Genomic DNA, 19,762 nt, shown 5'->3' on the forward strand with positions numbered 1-19,762 from the left:
AAGGCCTGGATCCCATTGACATGGAACTCCCGACCTTTGTCGCTTATGTTCATTATAAGTCATATGTTGCACGAAATGGCGAGTAAAATCTGTCAGCGCTCACGCCCAACAATGTAATCCAACAAATGTTTCAAAAAAGGGATATGCTTCGGCATTTCGGCAAGTGCATCCGTTGCGAGACAATAATGTTCCCACATTGCTTTTTTCGCTCCATCCTCCCCAAGGATGGAAACGAAGGTTGAATTGTTGTTGCGGACATCCTGCCCGGCTGGTTTGCCAAGCACCAGGTCATTCCCGTCCAGATCCAGCAGATCATCCTTGATTTGAAAAGCGATACCCGCATGGTAGGCAAATGTCTTCAAGGAAGAAATTTCAGAATCCTTAACCTGTGCCAGAATAGCAGGCATGACAAGCGCCGCTTCAAAGGCAATCCCTGTTTTGTAGAAACAGATCGTGTTCAGCTGATCCAACGTCAGCGCTTTTCCTTTGGCGTTCAGGTCCATCGCCTGCCCCATACACATGTCTTCTGCTTTTTCAGCCGAATATCGGATCAAGGTTAGCACCGTTGCAGCATCGAATTGACTAAGCGAGGATTGTTCTCCAATGGCTTTCTGGATCAGAAAAAGGCCTGTTAATTCAGCTGTAGCGCTGTTATGCACCTGATGCAAGGTTGAACGCCCCCGCCTGGTTGAAGCATTATCCTGCGTTGGCAGATCATCGAAAATGAGGGAAGCGGTATGCATATACTCCAGTGACCTTAATAGCGGAACGATCGATGCTTCTGTCAGCCCATACTCTCGCACACCCATAACCCAGGTTAAGATCGGCCTCAGCCGTTTGCCGCTCCCCTGCAGGCTGTAATTGGCTGCATCAATCAGCGTTTCTCTCATTTCCGGAATTGCATTTGGTTTGGATATTTGAACTTCCATGTTAATCCGTTCACGAACGTTTCGAACCGTTTGAATAAAATCTTCTTTTTCCTTTTTGTCGTTCTTCAGATGGACAATAACCTGATCCCTGAGCAATTTATCGAGAAAGTCCACGTCATCCACTTTTCCAACCATTCGTTGAATGAGATCGTTAAATTCAGGCTGACCCGAAGCAAAGATGTCCATAATTTCATTATATTTCGCTGGTCCCAGTCGTTCCCTGCTGCGCTTGAGGCCATTGATCGCACGATCCAATATGACCTCACGTGTCATGGCATCCGAGTCATACACGCTATGGATCAAATGAGAGATCACTGTCCAATAGAGCTCATATGGATTAATTAAGTCAGGACGCAGATCCCGGTATTTCAAATAATACGTGTACGGAGTCACTGCCCCCTCTTCCAAATCATCAAACATATCTGCAAAATCATCTGCCAGTTGATTGTAAATTCCATAATAGAACGTGCGGAGATCAAAGCCTTCATCCTCCGAAGCGCTCAGAACGGAACGAACAATCAGCCTGGATGAAGATGACTTGATAATAATCGGGATATAGAGCTCTTCATTGGTATAGTTCGCATTGGTGAGTTTCTTCGCCCGGTCCAGCTCTTGGGATTGAAAAAACACATAAGATTGCTCGAAAAAGGTTCGCTGCATCTCAGGTCGCTGGTAATTCTTGATGTATTCAAATGCCTCACGCAGCTCTGAGTGAACATAGCGAATGACTTCCTCATTGTCTCCGTTCCACTCGCCAATGTCAGGTACAATTCCTGTAAGCAGAGCCTTTCGAATCAGGAGGGAATACTGTTCTTTCTCCTGGGAAGTCAGGGCCTGTGAATCCAACAGATCGTCTATAAATGGATAGGTTAACCCGTAAGAATACCCCAATCTGATGGCTGCATCAAATCTCTTCGAACGCTCCGGAATTGGCGTCGTCTCATCCAATTCATCATTCACATGCAGAACAACGCCAAGAATGATCTTAATCAGCTTGCGTTGTGCCTGCTCTGCGTCCAACTCCTTCGGAATATTTGAAGCGACGTTTTCAAGTTTCTGAATCAGCCAGATAACGGCAGTCTCCACGTTTTCCTTCTGAGCCCAGCGATACAATGCCGCCAGGCTGATAAAATCGGGCTGGCCCTGTCGTTTCGCTCCACCCTTACGCATGAAGTATTTCTTCGTATCCTGCACAACCCGCTGAATACGTGCCTGCGTCTCGGGGGTATCCAGCGCCTTGCCCAGATCTCTCATATAAATATAGGAAATACTGCGATCGAGGTACTCATCGAGTTTGCCGGTCACGTTCAACCAGTGGATATATCTATATACATCCCGCGAATCGGGTTTTCTTGCGGTTCGTGATATCCAGGGTAACCATGAGAATCGATGAATATGTTTCTTTTGCCATACATGAAAATCCTGCTTTAGAACGTTTGTATATGTGTTATTTATTAGCTGGTTATGAAGGGAAGCAAAGTACTGGGCTGCCTTATGCTCGGCTAACTGATATCCTGCTTCGGCATGATCTATAAGTGCGTTATTCATAGGATGGATACCTCAACTTCTATTAATGTTAAACATGTATCCATGAGAGGAGATTGAGGGTGCTCCATGGACGAAAACTGTTGTGAATTCATGCTGTATCAAATTCGCCAGCTCATGTTCATAACCTTTATACGGCGCTTGAACCGTTTGGTTACGTAATCGTCACGGTCACTCCACTGATTCTTGTTTTTAAAGTATAGACGCCCACACTTTAACGGCAGTAACAGCAATAAGAACAATTAAACCATAGCGAAGTACACTTACATTGATCATTGAACTGACCCTCGAGCCGAGTGATGCCCCTATCAGACTCCCTATAACGGTGTAGATGACTGGCTCAATCGGAATGCTTCCACCACTGACTTTCCCGATGACTCCACCAATTGCGGATATGAACACGATAGCCAGGGACGAGGCAATCGTCGTTCTCGTAGGAATACGAAGCACCGTCAGCATGATGGGAATCAGAATAAACGCACCGCCAGCGCCGACAATTCCCGAGACAACGCCCACGGCCAGAGCCGAACCTGCCGCAATCCATCGGTTAAATTCCACAACATCAGCAGAATCTTCTGTACCTCTTCCCGGAATCAACATGAGGATTATCGCGATAACCGCCAATATGCCGTAAATCAGATTAATGACCTCTCCATCCAGATGGCCGGATATGATGCCTCCGATCAAGCTGCCGATGAGAATACTGATGCCCATGTATACCACGAGCGTCCTATTCACCAAAGCTTGCCCATCTCGGACCTTTCTCTTCTTTCTCTGAAATGCGACTACACCTGCCAATGAGGAAAAGAATACTTGGAACATGCTAATGGAGGAAACCTCATGTGCAGTAAAAGGCTCAATACCCATAAGAGAGGGAACATACAGCAGCAGGGGGTAGTTAATAATAGCTCCACCAATACCCAGTAAACCGGAAAAGAAGGAACCGACCAGACCCAGTATAAACATGATGATAAAAAGCAGAACATCCATCGGTAATTCTTCCTTTCTTGCGCTTGAAAAACCTTGTCAAAAAACTGTATACGCGGCGATATTTATCGGCTATAATAAAAACCAAGTAAATTAATCAGAAATGAGTGATTAAGCATGCTTAATCTGTTCAAGACTCTTTTTGAAAATAAATGTCCTCACTGCAGCGAAAAATTGCATGTATGCAGTGATTCACTCTGCGCCACCAAGACCTGCAGCCAGTGCAATTATAAGGAAGAAAGCTACGGCTCTCTCGGTGTACGCATTGTGTATGACACCACCACAAAATGATAAAAAATATTCCTGCTCATTGTACCACGTCTCCGCTGGCTCGATAAGCGGTAAGCCCTGAGAGCGGTTGAAATTGAATATTCCAACATGTAGAAATATAAAAAAAGGTGCTAAACGAATTACATCGTTTGGCACCTTTTTTACTTCATATTCGAAATTTGGTTCATTCATTCCCTAATCCGCTCAACGGATCTTTTAGACTGTTGATATTATTGATCAGATCCGGGATTCCTGTCTTTTCCCAGTTTTCTGCAGTAAATTCTTGCTCTGCTATGGTGGTCTCGAATTGATCCACAACTTCGGTTAACTGATTGTTATAACTGACCAAATTTTCATGGATGCTCTCACCGATGGCCGGAGCCGTAAGCTGGGAGAATTCACTTGCTTCCGCTTGAATCTGATCAATTTTCGTTTGAATCTGCTCGGTGATCTGGGGATTGTTGACGGCATCCGATGCGAGCTGCTGGAGATCCGCGCCAGCACTGGATATTTGCTCGATATAGTCCGTTGCTCCGCTAACGTAGTTTAAACTTTCGTTTGCCTGCTCCACAACAGAACAAGCCGAGATGACAAAAATACTTGCAGTAATAAAGCCTGTCATGATCAGTGTTTGCTTTCGTTTACGAAATATCATGAGCATCTTCCCTTCCTTGTATCAGAAGTTATTTACTTAATTGAATGATAGCTGTTCCGGATACCCGAATGCAAATTGGTCTGCACTCATAGGATTGAACATGTATAATGGAAGAATCACACGGTAAAGGGATGTCATGAATATGCTTCAGGCTTTGAATCAGCGCTTGAACCGCATCATGCCACTGATTACTCCAATCAGCATTATCATAGGCGTACTTTGCGGAAGCTTTCTTTCTTCGTACACTTTTTTATCACCTTGGCTTTTTGCATTTATGACGTTTGCAGGAAGCATCAGTCTAGGGTTTAGGGATTTTCTGAATGTTTTGAAAAAGCCTTTTCCCCTGTTTGTTTGTCTGTTCATATTACATTTGGCGATGCCTTTGATCGCACTGGGTATGGGCCATTTGGTTTTTCCGATGGACGCTTATACGATAACCGGTCTTGTTCTGGCAGCCGTGATTCCGACAGGTGTAAGCAGCTTCATCTGGGTTAGCATTTACCGGGGCAATATTGCACTGACGCTATCCATCATCCTGATCGATACCATGTTGGCCCCATTCGTCGTTCCGGGTGTTCTTTCACTCCTGATCGGCACCAGCGTTACGCTCGATATGGGAGCTATCATGAGCAGTCTGTTTTGGATGATCGTTGTGCCATCATTGGTGGGTATGCTGCTGAATGAATGGACCAAGGGAGCCATTGTACCGGTATGGGGCCCAAGACTGAATCCATTTTCCAAGTTGTTTATGGCGGTGGTAGTTGCTATCAACGGATCAGTTGTTGCTCCATATCTGGCCGATTTCAACTGGAGACTGGCAGGTCTTGCGGCAATCATCATTTTCCTGGCTTCCTTAGGCTATGCACTCAGTTATTTCATTGCAAGATTGCTGGGCTGGAATGAGGCTGACCAGGTGGCGCTTGTATTTAATGGAGGCATGCGCAATATCAGCGCAGGAGCGGTGCTTGCCGTATCCTATTTCCCACCTCCCGTTGCTGTGCCGGTTGTTCTCGGAATGGTATTTCAGCAAATGCTGGCTTCCCTAACAGGTTATCTGCTAGGACGTCGCTCACAACTGCTGCAAAATGCAGACAAAACGTCGGCAGCCTAAGAACGTAAACCCAAAAAAAACGCCAACAAAAGTTGGCGTTTTTTTTGGGTTTCAAATGATCATTTTTTATTTTGGTTGAATGTATCCCTCAGCTTTGAGCAGCTCAGCAATCAGGACAGCACCGCCTGCAGCACCGCGCAATGTGTTATGGGACAGACCAACGAATTTGTAATCATACAGGGAGTCCTCACGCAGTCTTCCTGTGGATACGCCCATTCCGCGTTCAATGTCACGATCAAGTTTGGTTTGCGGTCTGTTTTCTTCCTCGAAATACGTAATAAACTGTTTCGGTGCACTTGGCAATTCCAGCTCTTGCGGACGCCCTTTGAATTGCAACCAACGCTCCAGAATTTCATCTTTGGATGGTTTTTTCTCAAAGTTGACAAATACCGTAGCCAGATGCCCATCCGTTACCGGAACACGGATACATTGCGTCGTGATGAGTGGAGACGAAGCTTTCACAATCTCGTTGTTTTGCACGCTTCCCCAGATGCGAAGCGGCTCTTGTTCACTCTTCTCTTCTTCGCCACCAATGTATGGAATGACATTATCCAGCATTTCAGGCCAATCCGTGAAGTTTTTCCCTGCTCCCGAAATGGCTTGATACGTGGAAGCAACCACTTGAGTCGGGTTGAATTCACGAAGCGCGTGCAGTGCAGGTACATAGCTCTGAATGGAGCAGTTTGGTTTAACTGCGATGAAACCGGTTTTGGTGCCCAGACGTTTACGCTGTGCTTCAATCACTTCCAAGTGCCCTGGGTTGATCTCTGGAATAACCATAGGTACATCGGCAGTCCAGCGATGAGCCGAGTTGTTGGAGACAACCGGAGTGCCTGTTTTGGCATAAGCTTCTTCAAGCGCTTGGATCTCATTCTTTTTCATATCTACTGCACAGAAGATAAAATCAACCTGACTGGCAAATGCTTCAACCTGGGAGGCATCCTGTACAACGATTTGTTTCACAGCTTCCGGGATGGGAACTGCGAGTTTCCATCTGCCCTGAACGGATTCTTCGTATGTTTTGCCTGCCGAGTTGGCACTTGCTGAAATGGCTGTTACTTCAAACCATGGATGACCATCCAGCAGATCCACAAAACGCTGACCTACCATTCCTGTTCCTCCGACAATACCGACTTTCAATTTTGCTGTCATATAATCATCATTTCCTTTCGGTGTGAGTTCGATAATAGCTATTTTCATTCCTGCATCGGTTGATGGGACTTCATGATTCTTCCCTTAGTAAACACTATTCAGGTGATTCCAAAGCGTGTTGCGAGCACCCCGGAAAAACCAAAAAAATCCCACCCCCAAGACAGATGTCTCAGGGACGAGATTGAACACTCGTGGTACCACCCAGATTCGCCCATATGTCGCCATATCAGCCTCTAAGAGTTAAGGATACAACCGTTAATCCGTTGTAACAGCCTATACTCCAGCTCTGTAACAGGAGCTCCTGTCACACCATCCCTTATATGCCAAGTTCCGATGTGCTGCTCTGAGTCTTTATTCAATAAAAATTCTTTACCCCTTTTCAGCTGCCGGGGCTCTCTGAGAAAGAATACTTTTATTTACTCGTCTCTTCGTCGCATTTGATATTGCGATTATAATATCAAAGTTACCATTGCGAAGTAAACATATTTTTTATAATTTGCTGCAAATGGATATTTATTTACTACGTTTTAGTGACAAAAGCATTCGTTACCAGAAGCACAAGCCAGCATTATGCTTAGATTACCATATTCTACCTTAATAACTAATACACCTAAACATTATGCAATTTAGCCCCACTGCGTTGCGAGCTGTTTCAGGTATGGTGACAGTACCGGCTGCAGCTCCTTTCGCATAAGTCCGATCTCCAAAATAGCCTGGATGTAACCGAACTGATTGCCAATATCATAGCGGCGGCCCTCAAGCTCAAGAGCGAGCAGCTCTTCCAGCTGACTCACTTCTTTTAATGCATCGGTTAATTGATATTCTCCTCCAGCGCCTCTCTCGATCCGATCCAAAATGGGAAATATCGATGGTTTCAGAATATAACGTCCCATTACCGCAGTCCTTGATGGTGCCTCCTCCATTGAGGGCTTCTCCACCAGATTCGTAATTCGGTGAACCCGATCTTCCGCACCCGCTGAATCGATAATTCCATATTTGCTTACATCTGCAGGCTGCACTTGACGTACACCAACGACCTGACTGCCGGTCTTTTCATACAAATGAATCATCTGTGCAAGTGCCGGCGGATCGGATACCATAATATCATCTCCCAGCAGCACAGCGAACGGATCCTCTCCCACAAACTGACGCGCACATCCGATGGCATGTCCTAGTCCCAGTGGTTCTTTTTGACGGATAAAATGAATGTTTGCCATATCACTTATCGCCTGCACTTGCTCGAGCAAATCCTGTTTGCCTTTGGCATAGAGGGAGTGTTCCAGTTCCACCGATTTGTCAAAATGATCCTCGATCGATTTTTTATTACGTCCGGTCACAATAATAATATTTTCAATACCCGATTGAACCGCTTCTTCAACAATATATTGAATGGCGGGTTTATCCACAATGGGCAGCATTTCTTTCGGCTGAGCCTTGGTTGCTGGCAGGAAGCGGGTTCCGAGCCCGGCTGCCGGAATGACTGCCTTTTTAATTCTCATATCATGAAACACTCCTTTCGTTCGTATCTGTATTCGGATTCGGATAGGGCGATGTCGCGGACACAACTCGGAAAACCCAATATCGACTGGCGATATAGTTCAGGATCATGCCCAAGAGGGTCGCTGCTGCCTTGCTTATGACCAGATTCAAGTCAAGTATGTTGTTCGAGAGAAACAAGATCAGGGATGAAAAGGCGAGGACGATTAGATTTGTAATCACAAAACGCAGCAATTCATTATTAGGACCTTGTCTTCGTGCATCCCTGAATGTCCATCGTCCGTTCCACCAATAACTGTTCAAGACCCCGCAGCTATAGGAAATGACCTGGGCAATGAGAGCGGGTGTGCCCAAGGCAGCGAGCATGGTAAACACCAATGCATCCACCGCCGTATTCATCACACCCACGATCCCGAATTTGATCAGCGTGGCCAACCGATTAATCATGGTGAGCAACTCTGCCTGTCAACCGTACTTGCCCGGGCTGACTCTCAGATTGATACACGTCACGAACAATGTATAAGGGTCTCGCCTTGGTTTCATCATAGATGCGGCCAATGTACTCCCCAAGAATGCCCAGCATAATGAGAATAAATCCATTAAATATCAGCATGATGCTGACGATGGAAGGCCAGCCTTTGATCGTTGAATCGGTAAAAATCGCAGAAATGATCACACTGAGCATGTAGATGAATCCGCCTACGGACAGAATAGCTCCCAAGTAACCCGCAAGCTTGAGCGGTTTATATGAGAATGAAGTAATGCCATCCAGGCTCAGCTTCAGCATGCGTTTCAGCGGATATTTGGTCTCCCCTGCCAGACGCTCATCCCGTTCGTATTCGATCGCTGTTTGTCTGAATCCAACCCAACTGACCAAACCACGGACAAATCGATTTTTTTCCGGAAGACGTTTCATTTCATCGCACACTTTGCGGTCGATCAGGCGAAAATCTCCTGTATCCACTGGAATATCCGTATCGGTTGAGGCCCGGAGTACGCGGTAAAACATGCTTGCAGACCATTTTTTGAAGCGGGTCTCCCCGCTTCGTCTGGTCCGGCGGGCATACACTACCTCATAGCCCTCTTTCCATTTGGCAATCATGTCCAGAATCAGTTCGGGAGGGTCCTGAAGGTCTGCATCAATAATGACAACTGCATCACCTGCTGCATAATCCATCCCTGCGGTAATCGCGATCTGGTGACCGAAGTTGCGAGCAAAATCAATTAATTTCACACTGTCATCCCAACGTGCGTAGTCACGGATCATCTGCGCACTTCGGTCGACACTGCCATCGTTGACAAACAGCAGTTCATACGTTTCTCCCGTACTGCCCATAACCTTTTTCACTCGTCGATAGGTTTCTTCAATGACTGCCTCTTCGTTGTACATCGGAATAATGATGCTGTAACGGCACTTTTGGGCCATATTCGTTCCCTCCCTTTTCAATTTCGGTTCGTTCCACTTGACCATCTCTATAACTTCACTTCGTATAGGGTGCTCTGTCCGCCGAAGCCAGCTCCACTATCCGTACCTGTCATCCACTCTGATGTCGGAATTTCGGTACCATTTTCCATGATCCAGCTGCTGAGATCCGAATTGCCTCCTCGGCCGCCCATGCCGCCAACCATGAAGTATTTCACTTGTCCGCTCTTCACGAGCTCTTCCAGTTCGTCCGTGGTATATACCGGATCAGAACCGGAGAAACCTCCGAGTGTAATGACAGCCTCGTTCTCATCAATGATGTATGGAGCTGCCTGGTTATAGTCTGTCGTTGCAAAAAGATAGGTCTCTCCTGTGTTATTTTCTCTAAGATAATTCAGTGTTGTTGTATCTACTTCTTCGTTCCTGTTTCCGGCTCCGCCTCGTCCGCCAGTAGCTCCCATTCCGCCACCACCAAACATGTTTCCACCAGATGCCGGAGGTGTTCCTGTACTTGAATTATCATCAGCAGCTCCGCTGTTAGAAGCACCAGGGAAGGATGGATCCGAATCACTTGTAGTATTAGGTGGAGTCATCTCGCTGTCTCGATCACCTTGTCTGTCTCCCATAGCCATGCCCATGCCGCCGAACATCCCATTTGAACCCGTAGGGCCCGCCGCAGGAATCATGCTGTTGCCACCGTAGGTAATTGGCGTGAACGCCCAATAGACTGGACCAATAAGCATAACCATAAACCCTGCCACAATGATTCCTTGCTTCCATTGATGTGAACGATTGAGCATCACGATTAGGATGAGCGTGATCACAATACCTGCAATTAATTCGCTGATCGACCAGCCTGCACCAATGGTGTCATCATAGACCTGCATAATATACCAGCCGAAGATCGTCGTAAGCAGAACGGCAAGAGGAAGCAGCCAGGCTTGCCAGCCATTGCGTTCTCGATAGGCTTGCCACATGGCTACAAATCCGGCTCCGGTCAAAGCTGCAACCGGCGGGGCCAGCATGATCAGGTAATATTGGTGGAAGAAACCAGCCACACTGAAGAACGCTGCAACCGGAAGCAACCAGATCAGCCAAAACGCAGCTTCCTTATGTTTCATCGTAATATTTCTCCGTCTGAGCCCCGCAAAGAGAGCAATGCATCCCAGCAGTGCCGTTGGCAGAAGCCAGCTGGCCTGCCCCGACAGTTCAGTCTGGAACAATCGAAGCACACCTTTCTCCCCTGTGCCGAACATGCCACCCATTCCGCCACCATTGCCACCGCCAAAATTCCTTCCGTTTGGCATTTCAGTGCCGTTCGGCAACTGTCCGCCTTGCGGGAAATTCATTCCGTTCATTTGCCCCATCTCACGCGTTGAACCGTCGCCGGAAGGGTTGCCTGCAGCAACGGAGTTGTCTGATGAATCAGAATCCGAGGCTGGTGCTGAAGCATCATCACGGTTTCTATCATCTGCCATGTTAGGCATGCCTGCACCAGCGGTTCTGTTCTGCTGACCTGTAAGTCGGGACAGACCGTTATAGCCAAAAGCAAGCTCCAGCACCGAATTGGTTTCGCTGCTTCCTATGTAAGGCCGCTGACTTTCCGGAATAGAATCGACCGTCACTGCCCAGGATAGGGAAACAACTGCCAGTACTGCGGTACTGCCAATAAGCAGAAGGATCTTCTTTCTCCATTTCGCCTGGAATGCAAACAGGTAGAAGATATAAAATGCCGGAAGAATCATGTAGGCCTGAAGCATTTTCATGTTAAATGCCAGTCCAATAAGGCCAAATGCTACGAGGATCCGCCACGGACTGCCCTGCTTGGTACCTTTGAACAAAAACCAGGAACCGAGCAATAGTGTAAACACCAGCATGCTGTCGATATTGTTGGTACGACTTACTGCCGCCACAACGGGAACCGTAGCCATGGCCAGAGCAGCAATACGTGCCGCAGCAAGTCCAAAGGTTGGTTTAACCATAAAATAAATAATCAGTACCGAACCAATTCCCGCTAACACTTGCGGCAAAATAACACTCCAACCATGCAATCCGAAAACATAGGCAAAAGCCGTCTGAATCCAAAACACGACGGGTGGTTTATCTACCGTTACGGAGCCAGCCGAATCAAGGGATGCATAGAAGAAATTGTGGAAATTTCTCAGCATGCTCCCTACGGCGGTCGTATAGTAGGAATTGGCATATTGATCGTTCCAAATCCCGTATCCGTTCAGAATTGCCGCCAATATGACAATCGGCAGAAGGACCAGATCAATCCTTCGTTTGGCATGTTTCAATGTCAATCACTCCTTCTCGTTCTTCATGATTGTATTGTGACATGCCAAAATAAAATTGGGATGAGTCCCCGCTGAATGTTAACTGAGGATAAGTTCCAAACCTTTCAGCTAATTTTCAGCTTGGCAAGCGATAATACAACATAAAGCCCTCAGCTTTTTGGGGCATTCAATAGATGGATTTAACAGGGAGGCATGCCCGCTTATGAAGTTAAGTACCGGGATTAAAATCCTTTTGGCGGATGATGAACCACATATTTTGCAATTTTTGGAGCTTGGATTGAGTAATGAGGGTTTTGATGTACGCACGGCTCCGGATGGTGCTGCAGCACTTGAACTCGCACTTGAGTTTCGTCCGCATATGGCCATTTTGGACATCATGATGCCGGAAATGGATGGATTCGAGGTGGTTGAACGTCTGCGCAAGACAGGAGCCCAGGTTGGAGTCATCATGCTTACAGCCAAGGACGAAGTTGAGAATCGAGTTAAAGGTCTGTGGCTTGGTGCTGACGATTATATGATCAAGCCCTTTGCCTTCGATGAGCTGCTCGCCCGTATCCAGGCAAGGCTGCGTAATCAGTTTCCATTGCTTATTGGGGCCGTAACACATGGTCCCTTCCGAATCGACGATCAGCGCAAGGAGATCACCTATCATGATCAGATTCTTGAGTTGTCCCCTACCGAATATGAACTATTGAAGTTTATTGTGCTGAACCACGGTATCGTGCTAAGCAAGGCGACAATTCTTAGTCGTGTGTGGGGGTATGATTTTGGCGGAGAAGAAAATATTGTCGAGGTCTATATACGATCACTGCGTGACAAACTTGGGGATAAAGAGCACAAACTCATTCGCACTCTTCGAGGTGTTGGATACCGAGTGGATCTCTGATGAGTCATTCGAGGAAGCCAACCACCAAATCTCTTCTGGGACGACTGCAGCGATTGATCTTGCCCCGTTCGCTCCGTTCTCAGCTGCTCGCCCGCTCTTTGTTTATTCTTGCAGCCTTATTCTTGTTAATTGGCTTTCTTCAGTTCTGGATTATGGAAAGCTTTCTGTATCGCAATCAGGCGAAAACGATGGAAGAGCAGATCATGTCCATGCCTCCCGTCTGGCTCGGCTTATCTTCGCGAAATGAGTCCTTCAACAACCCATTTGCCGGACAGGCAGGCACGGATACACGTGTGTCGGGTAACAGAATGCTCTACATTCCCGATCGTTCACTTGCCCTATTCGATCAAAATGGTACATTCGAGGATATATTCGGTAAAGAAGACGGCCTGGCTGCACCCCAGCTCACTTCCGCCGAATACAAAACAATTACGGACCAATTATTGAACAAACGACATGCTCCATACCAGATCGTGACGGATCGTACAGGCAGTGAGCAATTGATCGTTTTTGCCTCGCCTGGGCCGCGAAATCGGGATTTCTCCATGGTTCAGATGGGTACCCCGACGAAACCACTAAGAGATTTGATTGTCAAACAACTGCTCATCTTCGTCATGTTATCCATTCTGGCGATGGTCGCGGGTCTCATTCTCTATACCAAAACGCTCCGCCGTACACTGATTCCATTATCCAGTATGGTGGATACCGTCCAGCGGATCGATGCAGGCAGCTTGGCAGAACGTCTTCCCGCCACGCAGGGTCAACAGGAGGTAGATCAGCTCGCGCAGTCGTTCAACGGCATGCTCGAAAGACTCGAGCAATCATTTGAAGCGGAACGTGAATCCAAGGAACAAATGCAGCGTTTCCTGTCCGATGCTTCCCATGAACTGCGGACTCCATTAACGTCCATCCACGGATTCATTGAAGTTCTCCAGCGAGGCGCAGCGTCCAATCATGAACAACTGTATAGGGCACTCGACAGCATGTATGGGGAGTCTGTTCGAATTAACAAACTGGTTGAAGATTTGCTTATGCTAACCAAGCTAGATCAAGCTCCGAAGCAAGAACAGGAGATTGTTCAGCTGGATCATTTGCTGATGGAGATGCAGCCCCAGCTGAACATGATGGCACGGGAACGCCATGTACACTTCGACCTGACTGCCGGTATAACCATAATGGCTGAGCCGCACAAGCTGAAGCAGGTGGTTCTCAATTTGTTCCACAATGCGGTGCAGCATACCCACCCGGAATCCGGTTCCATTACTGTGGCGCTTTATGCTGTTCATAACCAGGCCGAACTGACCATAAAAGACAACGGCACCGGGATTGAACCGGAACATCTTCCGCATATTTTTGAACGCTTCTACCGGACCAGCTCTTCCCGTTCCAGAAAGGAAGGCGGCGCCGGCCTTGGTCTAGCCATTACACGTTCCATTGTAGAAGCGCATGGCGGAAGTATTGCGGTGAACAGCAAGTTAGGCAGCGGAACAACGTTTACCATTTTGCTGCCTTTGTCTGAGGCAACTTTTGATCAATAGCATGACTAATAACCCTTTCCAGCTCCTTAGGACTGTGAAAGGGTTATTGGCTTAATACTCATTTTTTTTTCAATTCTAAGCACCTTCGGTAAGTTTATGGTCTATTTTTTCAATCCAATTATGTTGTTCGTCTGCAAGCATTGTTTCCCATCCAAGCTGCATAGCAGGTTTAAAGTTTTTCGATTGATCATCCACAAATATAATACGAGTTCTGAAGTTCATATGGGATTCTGCAATTTCATAAATCTCTCTATGGGGTTTGCAGAACCCAACCTGATTTGAAATGGTAATACTTTTGGTGTGTTTTTCGATCATCAGCAATATCGGTTTAACCCATTCATGGCAATGATTACTTAGCAGATGTATGTCAGCGTGCTGACTCCATCGTTCAAGATAATGTATCGCAGGTAATGTTTCTGTTGTACGATTTAGTAATTCATACGCATAGGTTTTGTCTATCTTGGGGTATTGCAATTGCAACCAGATCCAGAACTGTTCCTCTTTCATTTTTCCTGTCCACAGGTCTTTCCGAATAGCGCTCAGCTGTTCAATGAATATAGGAAAAGTTGTTCCTGCATGACCTGCAAGCTCCTGCCAAAATAAAGAGGAAAGATTCGTAATCAGAACCCCGGCTATATCCAAAACAAGCTGAGGTTTGTCTTCCATTCCATCACCTCTGTTAAGATAGACTTACTCACGTAAATGTTCCTTTACCATATCCCTTACCCACACTAACTTTCCGGTTTCCATGACTGTATCACCTTATGATTGACATCGATGGCATGGATATTGTTGAACGTCTCCATGAGACTAAGCTCCGATTCGTTTTGAAAGGCTAATGGCATTTTCACGATAAACGTATTATTTATTGCTTTTACATCCAGGGTCTCTCCATTGATATATTCAATTTGGAACTTGGCAATGGAGATGTCGGAATATAAGGCACCCCATATGAAATTTCCGCTATTGTTTTTGGGCTCCGCGACAGCGAGGAAGGCAGGACCCAGATCTGAACTGGCCGTCCAACCCGACTCAGTGTCCTCATCCACATGAAATCTCTCCCGGTTCTGTTCATAGGCTGCGAATACATACTGCGTTTCGTCCAGGTAAAGAACCAACTCATTCTCCTGATCAACATTCACAATCTTCACCGGTGTCTTCCAATTGGATTGGACAGCCTGGTCCAATGTTGGATATCCAAAGATCCGATTCCAGAATAGGTTGAGACCTGCAATGAGCAGCACAAGCAGACTGATGCTTATCCATATTATTTTCTTCATGTTCCCCCCTTTTACACCTTACCTTCTATTTATTTCACGAGCTAACACTTGCACACCATTAACAGGTTTCCATCCGGATCCTGAAAGTTAAACCAATGATCATGCTCAATGGGTGTCGTTATATGAACATCTTTGGATTGCATAAACGCAAAGGCTTCCTCAATATCTTCCGTATCAAAATGGAATGCAGGCGTTTTGAACGTATGCTCCTCGGCATAAATTTTGCTGTCCAGCACAACCCGTGTTCCGTTCATCGGAATGATATATAAGTGTCCAAACAATATCTCGCCATCCGCAGGCAAGCCCAAGAGGTCACAGTACCAATCTCTCGCGTGCTCAATGTCACGGACGGGTATAAACACGGTACTGATCCGATTTAATAGAGGACTCATACTCATACCATTCCTTCCTTTTCCATGAATTCCTCCTTAGTCAACCCAAACAGGATCATGTCATGGTACTTGCCATTCGTGTATATAACCTTGCGTCGTACGCCTTCCTGAACGCAACCCAGCTTTCTCATCATGGCTGCTGAAGGCTCGTTCCCTTCAAGGACACTATCATTGAATTTATTCAGTCTTCTCTCGAAGAAGGCATATTTCAACAGAATGCGAACGGCTCGCGTTCCAACTCCTTTGCCCCGATGATCACGGTCAACCTGAATTCCAATGCTGAATGTGCCGTTCCTTTCATCTATACTGTTTAGATTTACGCCTCCAACGTACTCTCCGTGCAAATCCTCAATCGAGAACATGATACGCCCATGTGTACTGGAGAAATTGGAGAAGCTCTCTGTAAAATGTTTGGCCTCGGCAGACGTCGGTGGCAGTTCCACTGCACATTCGAGCAGACGACGGGCAGGTGTGTCAAACCGATTATAATAATGAGCTTCCCAATCTTCCTCGCGCAGAGCACGCAGCCGGATCAGCTCATCCTGCCAAAAGTACTGACTATAGTCAATCTCTCTCATTTCTTCATCCCCATTTCCCTTGTACTCACCATTTGTTGAACTAAAGCTATGATAACCCAAATTGTGGAATATGTGGTAGATCTTTTTCCATGAGTGCACGCCAAACAGCCCCCAAGCAAAACCTTCTGCCAGGAGACTGTGATTTATTTTTGTATACGATGAACTGCTCCAATTATTCCGAATATTGAGGCTTAGTTACTCGATCAGGAACCGATTCGTCGAAGACATCCTGACCTGGATAATCTCGCACTTCCCCTTCATGGAGCTCGTGGTTCTCATAGTCAAACCGATGTGCGGATCGCTGATCCACTCGCCACGGCGAACTCTTTCCAAGTGATTCTGACAGTAACGATGAGCCGTAAGGGCCTTCCGGAAACTCCTCCAGTGCGAGATCATTCCGCTGCGACTCCACCGTAGACAGATCGGTATATTCGCGCCGTTCTTCGTGCAAAAATTTGTCCTTCATCGTTCGTCCCTCCATATCCGCCTTGAGGTATCCAAAGCACGTCTATTTTGAGCGAAAACCGTACCATTTATGCATCATCCCTGGAAAACACTGCGTTTCATGCCTTGATTCATAGAATGAATCTGCGCTGTGCTCTCTCGTCATCACTTACGTATCGATATAAACAAAACAAATACAATAAGTCCAATACAACAGATGATTGTATCCCTTTTGGACCATACCAACAGGGTAGAACGTACACCAACCATGGGATTTTCCCGCACTTTCCGCATCTCCATGGCAATCGTCATATCTTCCGCTCGCTGCAATAACGACATTAATAAGGGGATAACCATCGGTCCGATGTCCCGAACCCGAACCGTATTGGGTTTCAGGGCAGCTTTACCGCGTGACCGGACGATAAGAGAGAAGCGCTGCCACTCGCTCCAGATCATCGGGATAAACCGGAAGATCAATGAAACGGCAAGTGCAAACGAAGCAACAGGCAGCCTGATTTTTTTGCCTATGCCCAGCACCCAGTTTAACCCTTCCACCATTCGGCCATATGGCGTGGTTAGCGAAAACCATAGACTCGCCAAAGTAACGATAAACAAACGATACACATTCAGGAGTGTTGCCTCTGCCTGGTGCAAGGAAAAACCGAAGCGTAGACTCCCTCCCTCTGGTTCAAGCGTGGTCCCAGATAACGCTGTAGATATAATAAAGAACAGCACTAAGGGCTTCATTAACTTCACGCAGCCTGCCAGAGTCTGACGGGGCAATATACTTAACGCCAATACGACCGGTACCAGTGTGAGGGATAACCCGATCCAGCGGTGCTGCAGCATTGCTGCGGTTACGAGCAGAATATACAGCAGCCATTTGAGACGCGGGTCCATATTACGGTAGAGGTCATTGGGTGGAACTGCCACTTGAGCTTCAATGGAGCGCTCCATTTTTGCCAACTCTTGCTGGCTCGGTTCACTTGTCTCTGGCACACTTGTCTGCTTCCCCTGCCGGTATAGCTTATCCGACGCAGCAAATGAGGACTGAGCAATACTTGCAGCCATCTCCTCTGGCGTTAATGCCGTGGGCAATTCAATGCCAGCTGCTCTGAACTGCTGGGCAAGTCGCATGGAAGGCGGCAACCCGATCTCTGCCGCTACGAGCAGTTCGGGTTGCCTATGAAGTTCTCTCGGTGTAAGATCCGCAATCAACTGCCCTTCTCGCAGCAAAAGAACACGATCCGCAATCGGCAAAAATGTATCCAGGTCGTGCGTGGCCACAATTGCTCCCTTGCCTGCGTCCCGGTGCCGTTTAAGCACGTCAAGCAGAAGCAAAACGCTCTGTGCTTCCAACCCGGCGCTCGGTTCATCTAGCAGCAGCCACTCAGGCTTCGTTGCCGTCCCGAGCGCGAGGCCGAGTCTTCTTCGTTCACCCCCGCTCAGCGCAAAAGGAGATCTATCCAGATTGAAGCGCTGCTTCATCTCATCTGGATCCGTTGGCGGATCCCATTGTATAAGCGACTCGGTCATCTGGCGTTTCTTTTGTTCATCCGATAGTGGGTACGGGCGAAGCGAGTACGAGAATTCCCGTTGAATGCTTCGGGCAAATAGCTGTTGCTCGGGAAACTGGAACACCAATCCCATCTGCAGCAAAATAGACCGCGGTACCTTGCCATTTTGCCAGAAAGGTTCACCGTTTAATGCAATGTGACCAGCACTTGGCGGTTTAAGACCTGCTATGGTCTGCAATAGAGTGGTTTTACCGGATCCTGTGCAGCCTAATAACAGGGTTATATCACCGCTGTTAAACTGGATGGAAATGTCCTGCAAAAGTGCCCTCGTTCCGGATTCAGGCGCTTCTACGGTTAGGTGATCTAGTCCAATAGTCATCGGGCAGCCTCCTTCACCAGTTGTTCTGGCCGGAGTGGTGTAGCGGTTTGATTCAGAAAACCTTGCTGTTTGAGAAGGAGAGCTGTTTTTACTGTAAAGGGTGGGTCCAGTCTCAGTCGCTCACAGGGTGTACGTCCCTCAGCCATGGTTGCCGGGCTAGTCTCGACCGTGCTTCCATAGAAAAATGACGATGGTACCCCATCATATACACATTTTCCTTGTTCCATAGCCATAATCCGAGTACTTAGAGTTGCTTCTTCCAAGTGATGCGTAATCCAGATAACTGCAGTTCCTTGCCGGACGACAGATTCCACAATGGATTCTATCCGCTCTCTCGCTCCCGGATCCAGCATAGCCGTAGGTTCATCGAGGACAAGAACATCCGGCTTCGAGGCCAGGGCTACCGCAATATTGAGCAGCTGCTTTTGGCCGCCAGACAGACGAGATATAGCTGTGTCCGGGGAATATTGAAGGCCAACCATATGTAAAGCGTCTTCTCTACGCCGTAATTGTTCCTCTACTGAATCAACGAACGGAGATAGACTGAAATGAAATTCTTCCTCAATCGTATCTCCAAGCACCTGCGCATCAGGCTGCTGAAGCACTCCGCGAACGGCAAGCTCAGGAGCCGCCTGTCTTGTTCCGCCTGATAGTTGTGTGAAGCCGATCAGCACTGCGGCCAGTGTACTTTTCCCGCTACCATTGGCTCCCACAATACTAATCCATTCCCCGGGATATACGTTCAGGGAAACCCCATCGACTGCCTTGCGAACTTGGCCGGATTCGGCCGCATAATGGACTCGTGCATGTTCTAGTGCAATTAAAGGCATAACGTCCTGCATCGAAATTTGGTCCTTTCCCTTTTGCTTCTTTTGTGGTACG

General features: G+C 47.2%; 19 protein-coding genes and 1 other annotated feature. Of the genes, 3 read left to right on the top strand and 16 right to left on the bottom strand.

The window, feature by feature from the left end; all coding sequences use genetic code 11:
- Nucleotides 1-92: 92 nt before the first annotated feature.
- From PIL01S_RS01700 to PIL01S_RS01715, 4 genes are all read right to left on the bottom strand, one after another.
- On the bottom strand, nt 93-2,477 hold the full coding sequence (locus PIL01S_RS01700; protein WP_127535988.1) for a polyprenyl synthetase family protein: 2,385 nt from the start codon (nt 2,475-2,477) through the stop codon (nt 93-95).
- A 189-nt stretch (nt 2,478-2,666) separates the two neighbouring features.
- A complete protein-coding gene (locus tag PIL01S_RS01705) occupies nt 2,667-3,464 on the bottom strand; it encodes a sulfite exporter TauE/SafE family protein (protein WP_127535989.1) in 798 nt (265 codons plus the stop codon).
- Nucleotides 3,465-3,653: 189 nt separating this feature from the next.
- Entirely contained in the window at nt 3,654-3,923 is a 270-nt protein-coding gene (locus tag PIL01S_RS01710) for a hypothetical protein (RefSeq protein WP_127535990.1), read from the bottom strand.
- Nucleotides 3,916-4,386 (bottom strand): DUF6376 family protein, encoded by a 471-nt coding sequence (locus PIL01S_RS01715; RefSeq protein ID WP_127535991.1) that lies wholly within the window; start codon nt 4,384-4,386, stop codon nt 3,916-3,918. The genes PIL01S_RS01710 and PIL01S_RS01715 overlap by 8 nt, the downstream gene beginning before the upstream one ends.
- Nucleotides 4,387-4,528: 142 nt before the next feature.
- Between PIL01S_RS01715 and PIL01S_RS01720 the strand changes: the two genes are divergently transcribed.
- Nucleotides 4,529-5,497, top strand: a complete 969-nt coding sequence (locus PIL01S_RS01720; RefSeq protein ID WP_127535992.1) for a bile acid:sodium symporter family protein — start codon at nt 4,529-4,531, stop codon at nt 5,495-5,497.
- 66 nt (nt 5,498-5,563) lie between these two features.
- Here the strand turns inward: PIL01S_RS01720 and asd are convergent, their stop codons facing one another.
- The 5 genes from asd to PIL01S_RS01745 form a co-directional block, all read right to left on the bottom strand.
- Complete coding sequence (asd, locus tag PIL01S_RS01725; protein ID WP_127535993.1) at nt 5,564-6,649, bottom strand: aspartate-semialdehyde dehydrogenase; 1,086 nt, start codon at nt 6,647-6,649, stop codon at nt 5,564-5,566.
- Nucleotides 6,650-6,817: 168 nt separating this feature from the next.
- Nucleotides 6,818-7,090: a binding site (T-box leader), on the bottom strand.
- A 185-nt stretch (nt 7,091-7,275) separates the two neighbouring features.
- A complete protein-coding gene (gene galU, locus PIL01S_RS01730) occupies nt 7,276-8,148 on the bottom strand; it encodes a UTP--glucose-1-phosphate uridylyltransferase GalU (protein WP_127535994.1) in 873 nt (290 codons plus the stop codon).
- 1 nt (nt 8,149) lies between these two features.
- Nucleotides 8,150-8,593, bottom strand: a complete 444-nt coding sequence (locus PIL01S_RS01735; protein ID WP_127535995.1) for a GtrA family protein — start codon at nt 8,591-8,593, stop codon at nt 8,150-8,152.
- On the bottom strand, nt 8,586-9,572 hold the full coding sequence (locus tag PIL01S_RS01740) for a glycosyltransferase family 2 protein (protein WP_127535996.1): 987 nt from the start codon (nt 9,570-9,572) through the stop codon (nt 8,586-8,588). The genes PIL01S_RS01735 and PIL01S_RS01740 overlap by 8 nt, the downstream gene beginning before the upstream one ends.
- Before the next feature lie 47 nt (nt 9,573-9,619).
- Nucleotides 9,620-11,872 (bottom strand): mannosyltransferase YkcB-related protein, encoded by a 2,253-nt coding sequence (locus PIL01S_RS01745; protein ID WP_371859908.1) that lies wholly within the window; start codon nt 11,870-11,872, stop codon nt 9,620-9,622.
- A 196-nt stretch (nt 11,873-12,068) separates the two neighbouring features.
- On the opposite strand from PIL01S_RS01745, the gene PIL01S_RS01750 reads away from it, so the two are divergent.
- Together PIL01S_RS01750 and PIL01S_RS01755 are read left to right on the top strand one after the other, a co-directional pair.
- A complete protein-coding gene (locus tag PIL01S_RS01750) occupies nt 12,069-12,752 on the top strand; it encodes a response regulator transcription factor (protein ID WP_127535998.1) in 684 nt (227 codons plus the stop codon).
- Nucleotides 12,752-14,290, top strand: coding sequence for a sensor histidine kinase (locus PIL01S_RS01755; protein ID WP_127535999.1), 1,539 nt, complete (start codon nt 12,752-12,754; stop codon nt 14,288-14,290). Before PIL01S_RS01750 ends, PIL01S_RS01755 begins: the two co-directional genes overlap by 1 nt.
- Before the next feature lie 75 nt (nt 14,291-14,365).
- Here PIL01S_RS01755 and PIL01S_RS01760 read toward each other — a convergent pair whose 3' ends face one another.
- The 7 genes from PIL01S_RS01760 to PIL01S_RS01790 all read right to left on the bottom strand — a co-directional run bounded on the left by PIL01S_RS01760 (nt 14,366) and on the right by PIL01S_RS01790 (nt 19,722).
- Nucleotides 14,366-14,956 (bottom strand): HAD family hydrolase, encoded by a 591-nt coding sequence (locus PIL01S_RS01760; RefSeq protein ID WP_127536000.1) that lies wholly within the window; start codon nt 14,954-14,956, stop codon nt 14,366-14,368.
- 65 nt (nt 14,957-15,021) lie between these two features.
- On the bottom strand, nt 15,022-15,570 hold the full coding sequence (locus tag PIL01S_RS01765) for a hypothetical protein (RefSeq protein ID WP_127536001.1): 549 nt from the start codon (nt 15,568-15,570) through the stop codon (nt 15,022-15,024).
- A 41-nt stretch (nt 15,571-15,611) separates the two neighbouring features.
- Nucleotides 15,612-15,962 carry a VOC family protein gene (locus PIL01S_RS01770; protein WP_127536590.1) on the bottom strand — a complete coding sequence of 117 codons (351 nt, stop codon included), beginning with the start codon at nt 15,960-15,962 and terminating at the stop codon, nt 15,612-15,614.
- A gap of 2 nt (nt 15,963-15,964) precedes the next feature.
- Entirely contained in the window at nt 15,965-16,540 is a 576-nt protein-coding gene (locus tag PIL01S_RS01775; RefSeq protein ID WP_127536002.1) for a GNAT family N-acetyltransferase, read from the bottom strand.
- A 172-nt stretch (nt 16,541-16,712) separates the two neighbouring features.
- Nucleotides 16,713-17,006 carry a hypothetical protein gene (locus PIL01S_RS01780; protein WP_095287440.1) on the bottom strand — a complete coding sequence of 98 codons (294 nt, stop codon included), beginning with the start codon at nt 17,004-17,006 and terminating at the stop codon, nt 16,713-16,715.
- Between the two features lie 143 nt (nt 17,007-17,149).
- On the bottom strand, nt 17,150-18,880 hold the full coding sequence (locus tag PIL01S_RS01785) for an ATP-binding cassette domain-containing protein (protein WP_127536003.1): 1,731 nt from the start codon (nt 18,878-18,880) through the stop codon (nt 17,150-17,152).
- Nucleotides 18,877-19,722: an ATP-binding cassette domain-containing protein gene (locus PIL01S_RS01790; RefSeq protein WP_246058063.1), complete on the bottom strand. Its 846-nt coding sequence runs from the start codon at nt 19,720-19,722 to the stop codon at nt 18,877-18,879. Before PIL01S_RS01790 ends, PIL01S_RS01785 begins: the two co-directional genes overlap by 4 nt.
- Nucleotides 19,723-19,762 lie beyond the last annotated feature (40 nt).

Source organism: Paenibacillus illinoisensis NBRC 15959, assembly GCF_004000925.1.
Lineage (GTDB): Bacteria > Bacillota > Bacilli > Paenibacillales > Paenibacillaceae > Paenibacillus > Paenibacillus illinoisensis.

Excerpts from the sequence above, each read along its gene's own strand:
- PIL01S_RS01770 (WP_127536590.1), bottom strand. The coding sequence starts at position 15,962 with ATGAGTCCTCTATTAAATCGGATCAGTACCGTGTTTATACCCGTCCGT.
- PIL01S_RS01785 (WP_127536003.1), bottom strand. The coding sequence starts at position 18,880 with ATGACTATTGGACTAGATCACCTAACCGTAGAAGCGCCTGAATCCGGA.
- PIL01S_RS01735 (WP_127535995.1), bottom strand. The coding sequence starts at position 8,593 with ATGATTAATCGGTTGGCCACGCTGATCAAATTCGGGATCGTGGGTGTG.
- PIL01S_RS01740 (WP_127535996.1), bottom strand. The coding sequence starts at position 9,572 with ATGGCCCAAAAGTGCCGTTACAGCATCATTATTCCGATGTACAACGAA.
- asd (WP_127535993.1), bottom strand. The coding sequence starts at position 6,649 with ATGACAGCAAAATTGAAAGTCGGTATTGTCGGAGGAACAGGAATGGTA.
- galU (WP_127535994.1), bottom strand. The coding sequence starts at position 8,148 with ATGAGAATTAAAAAGGCAGTCATTCCGGCAGCCGGGCTCGGAACCCGC.
- PIL01S_RS01710 (WP_127535990.1), bottom strand. The coding sequence starts at position 3,923 with ATGAATGAACCAAATTTCGAATATGAAGTAAAAAAGGTGCCAAACGAT.
- PIL01S_RS01765 (WP_127536001.1), bottom strand. The coding sequence starts at position 15,570 with ATGAAGAAAATAATATGGATAAGCATCAGTCTGCTTGTGCTGCTCATT.
- PIL01S_RS01790 (WP_246058063.1), bottom strand. The coding sequence starts at position 19,722 with ATGCAGGACGTTATGCCTTTAATTGCACTAGAACATGCACGAGTCCAT.
- PIL01S_RS01705 (WP_127535989.1), bottom strand. The coding sequence starts at position 3,464 with ATGGATGTTCTGCTTTTTATCATCATGTTTATACTGGGTCTGGTCGGT.
- PIL01S_RS01760 (WP_127536000.1), bottom strand. The coding sequence starts at position 14,956 with ATGGAAGACAAACCTCAGCTTGTTTTGGATATAGCCGGGGTTCTGATT.
- PIL01S_RS01780 (WP_095287440.1), bottom strand. The coding sequence starts at position 17,006 with ATGAAGGACAAATTTTTGCACGAAGAACGGCGCGAATATACCGATCTG.
- PIL01S_RS01775 (WP_127536002.1), bottom strand. The coding sequence starts at position 16,540 with ATGAGAGAGATTGACTATAGTCAGTACTTTTGGCAGGATGAGCTGATC.
- PIL01S_RS01700 (WP_127535988.1), bottom strand. The coding sequence starts at position 2,477 with ATGAATAACGCACTTATAGATCATGCCGAAGCAGGATATCAGTTAGCC.
- PIL01S_RS01750 (WP_127535998.1), top strand. The coding sequence starts at position 12,069 with ATGAAGTTAAGTACCGGGATTAAAATCCTTTTGGCGGATGATGAACCA.
- PIL01S_RS01715 (WP_127535991.1), bottom strand. The coding sequence starts at position 4,386 with ATGATATTTCGTAAACGAAAGCAAACACTGATCATGACAGGCTTTATT.
- PIL01S_RS01720 (WP_127535992.1), top strand. The coding sequence starts at position 4,529 with ATGCTTCAGGCTTTGAATCAGCGCTTGAACCGCATCATGCCACTGATT.
- PIL01S_RS01755 (WP_127535999.1), top strand. The coding sequence starts at position 12,752 with ATGAGTCATTCGAGGAAGCCAACCACCAAATCTCTTCTGGGACGACTG.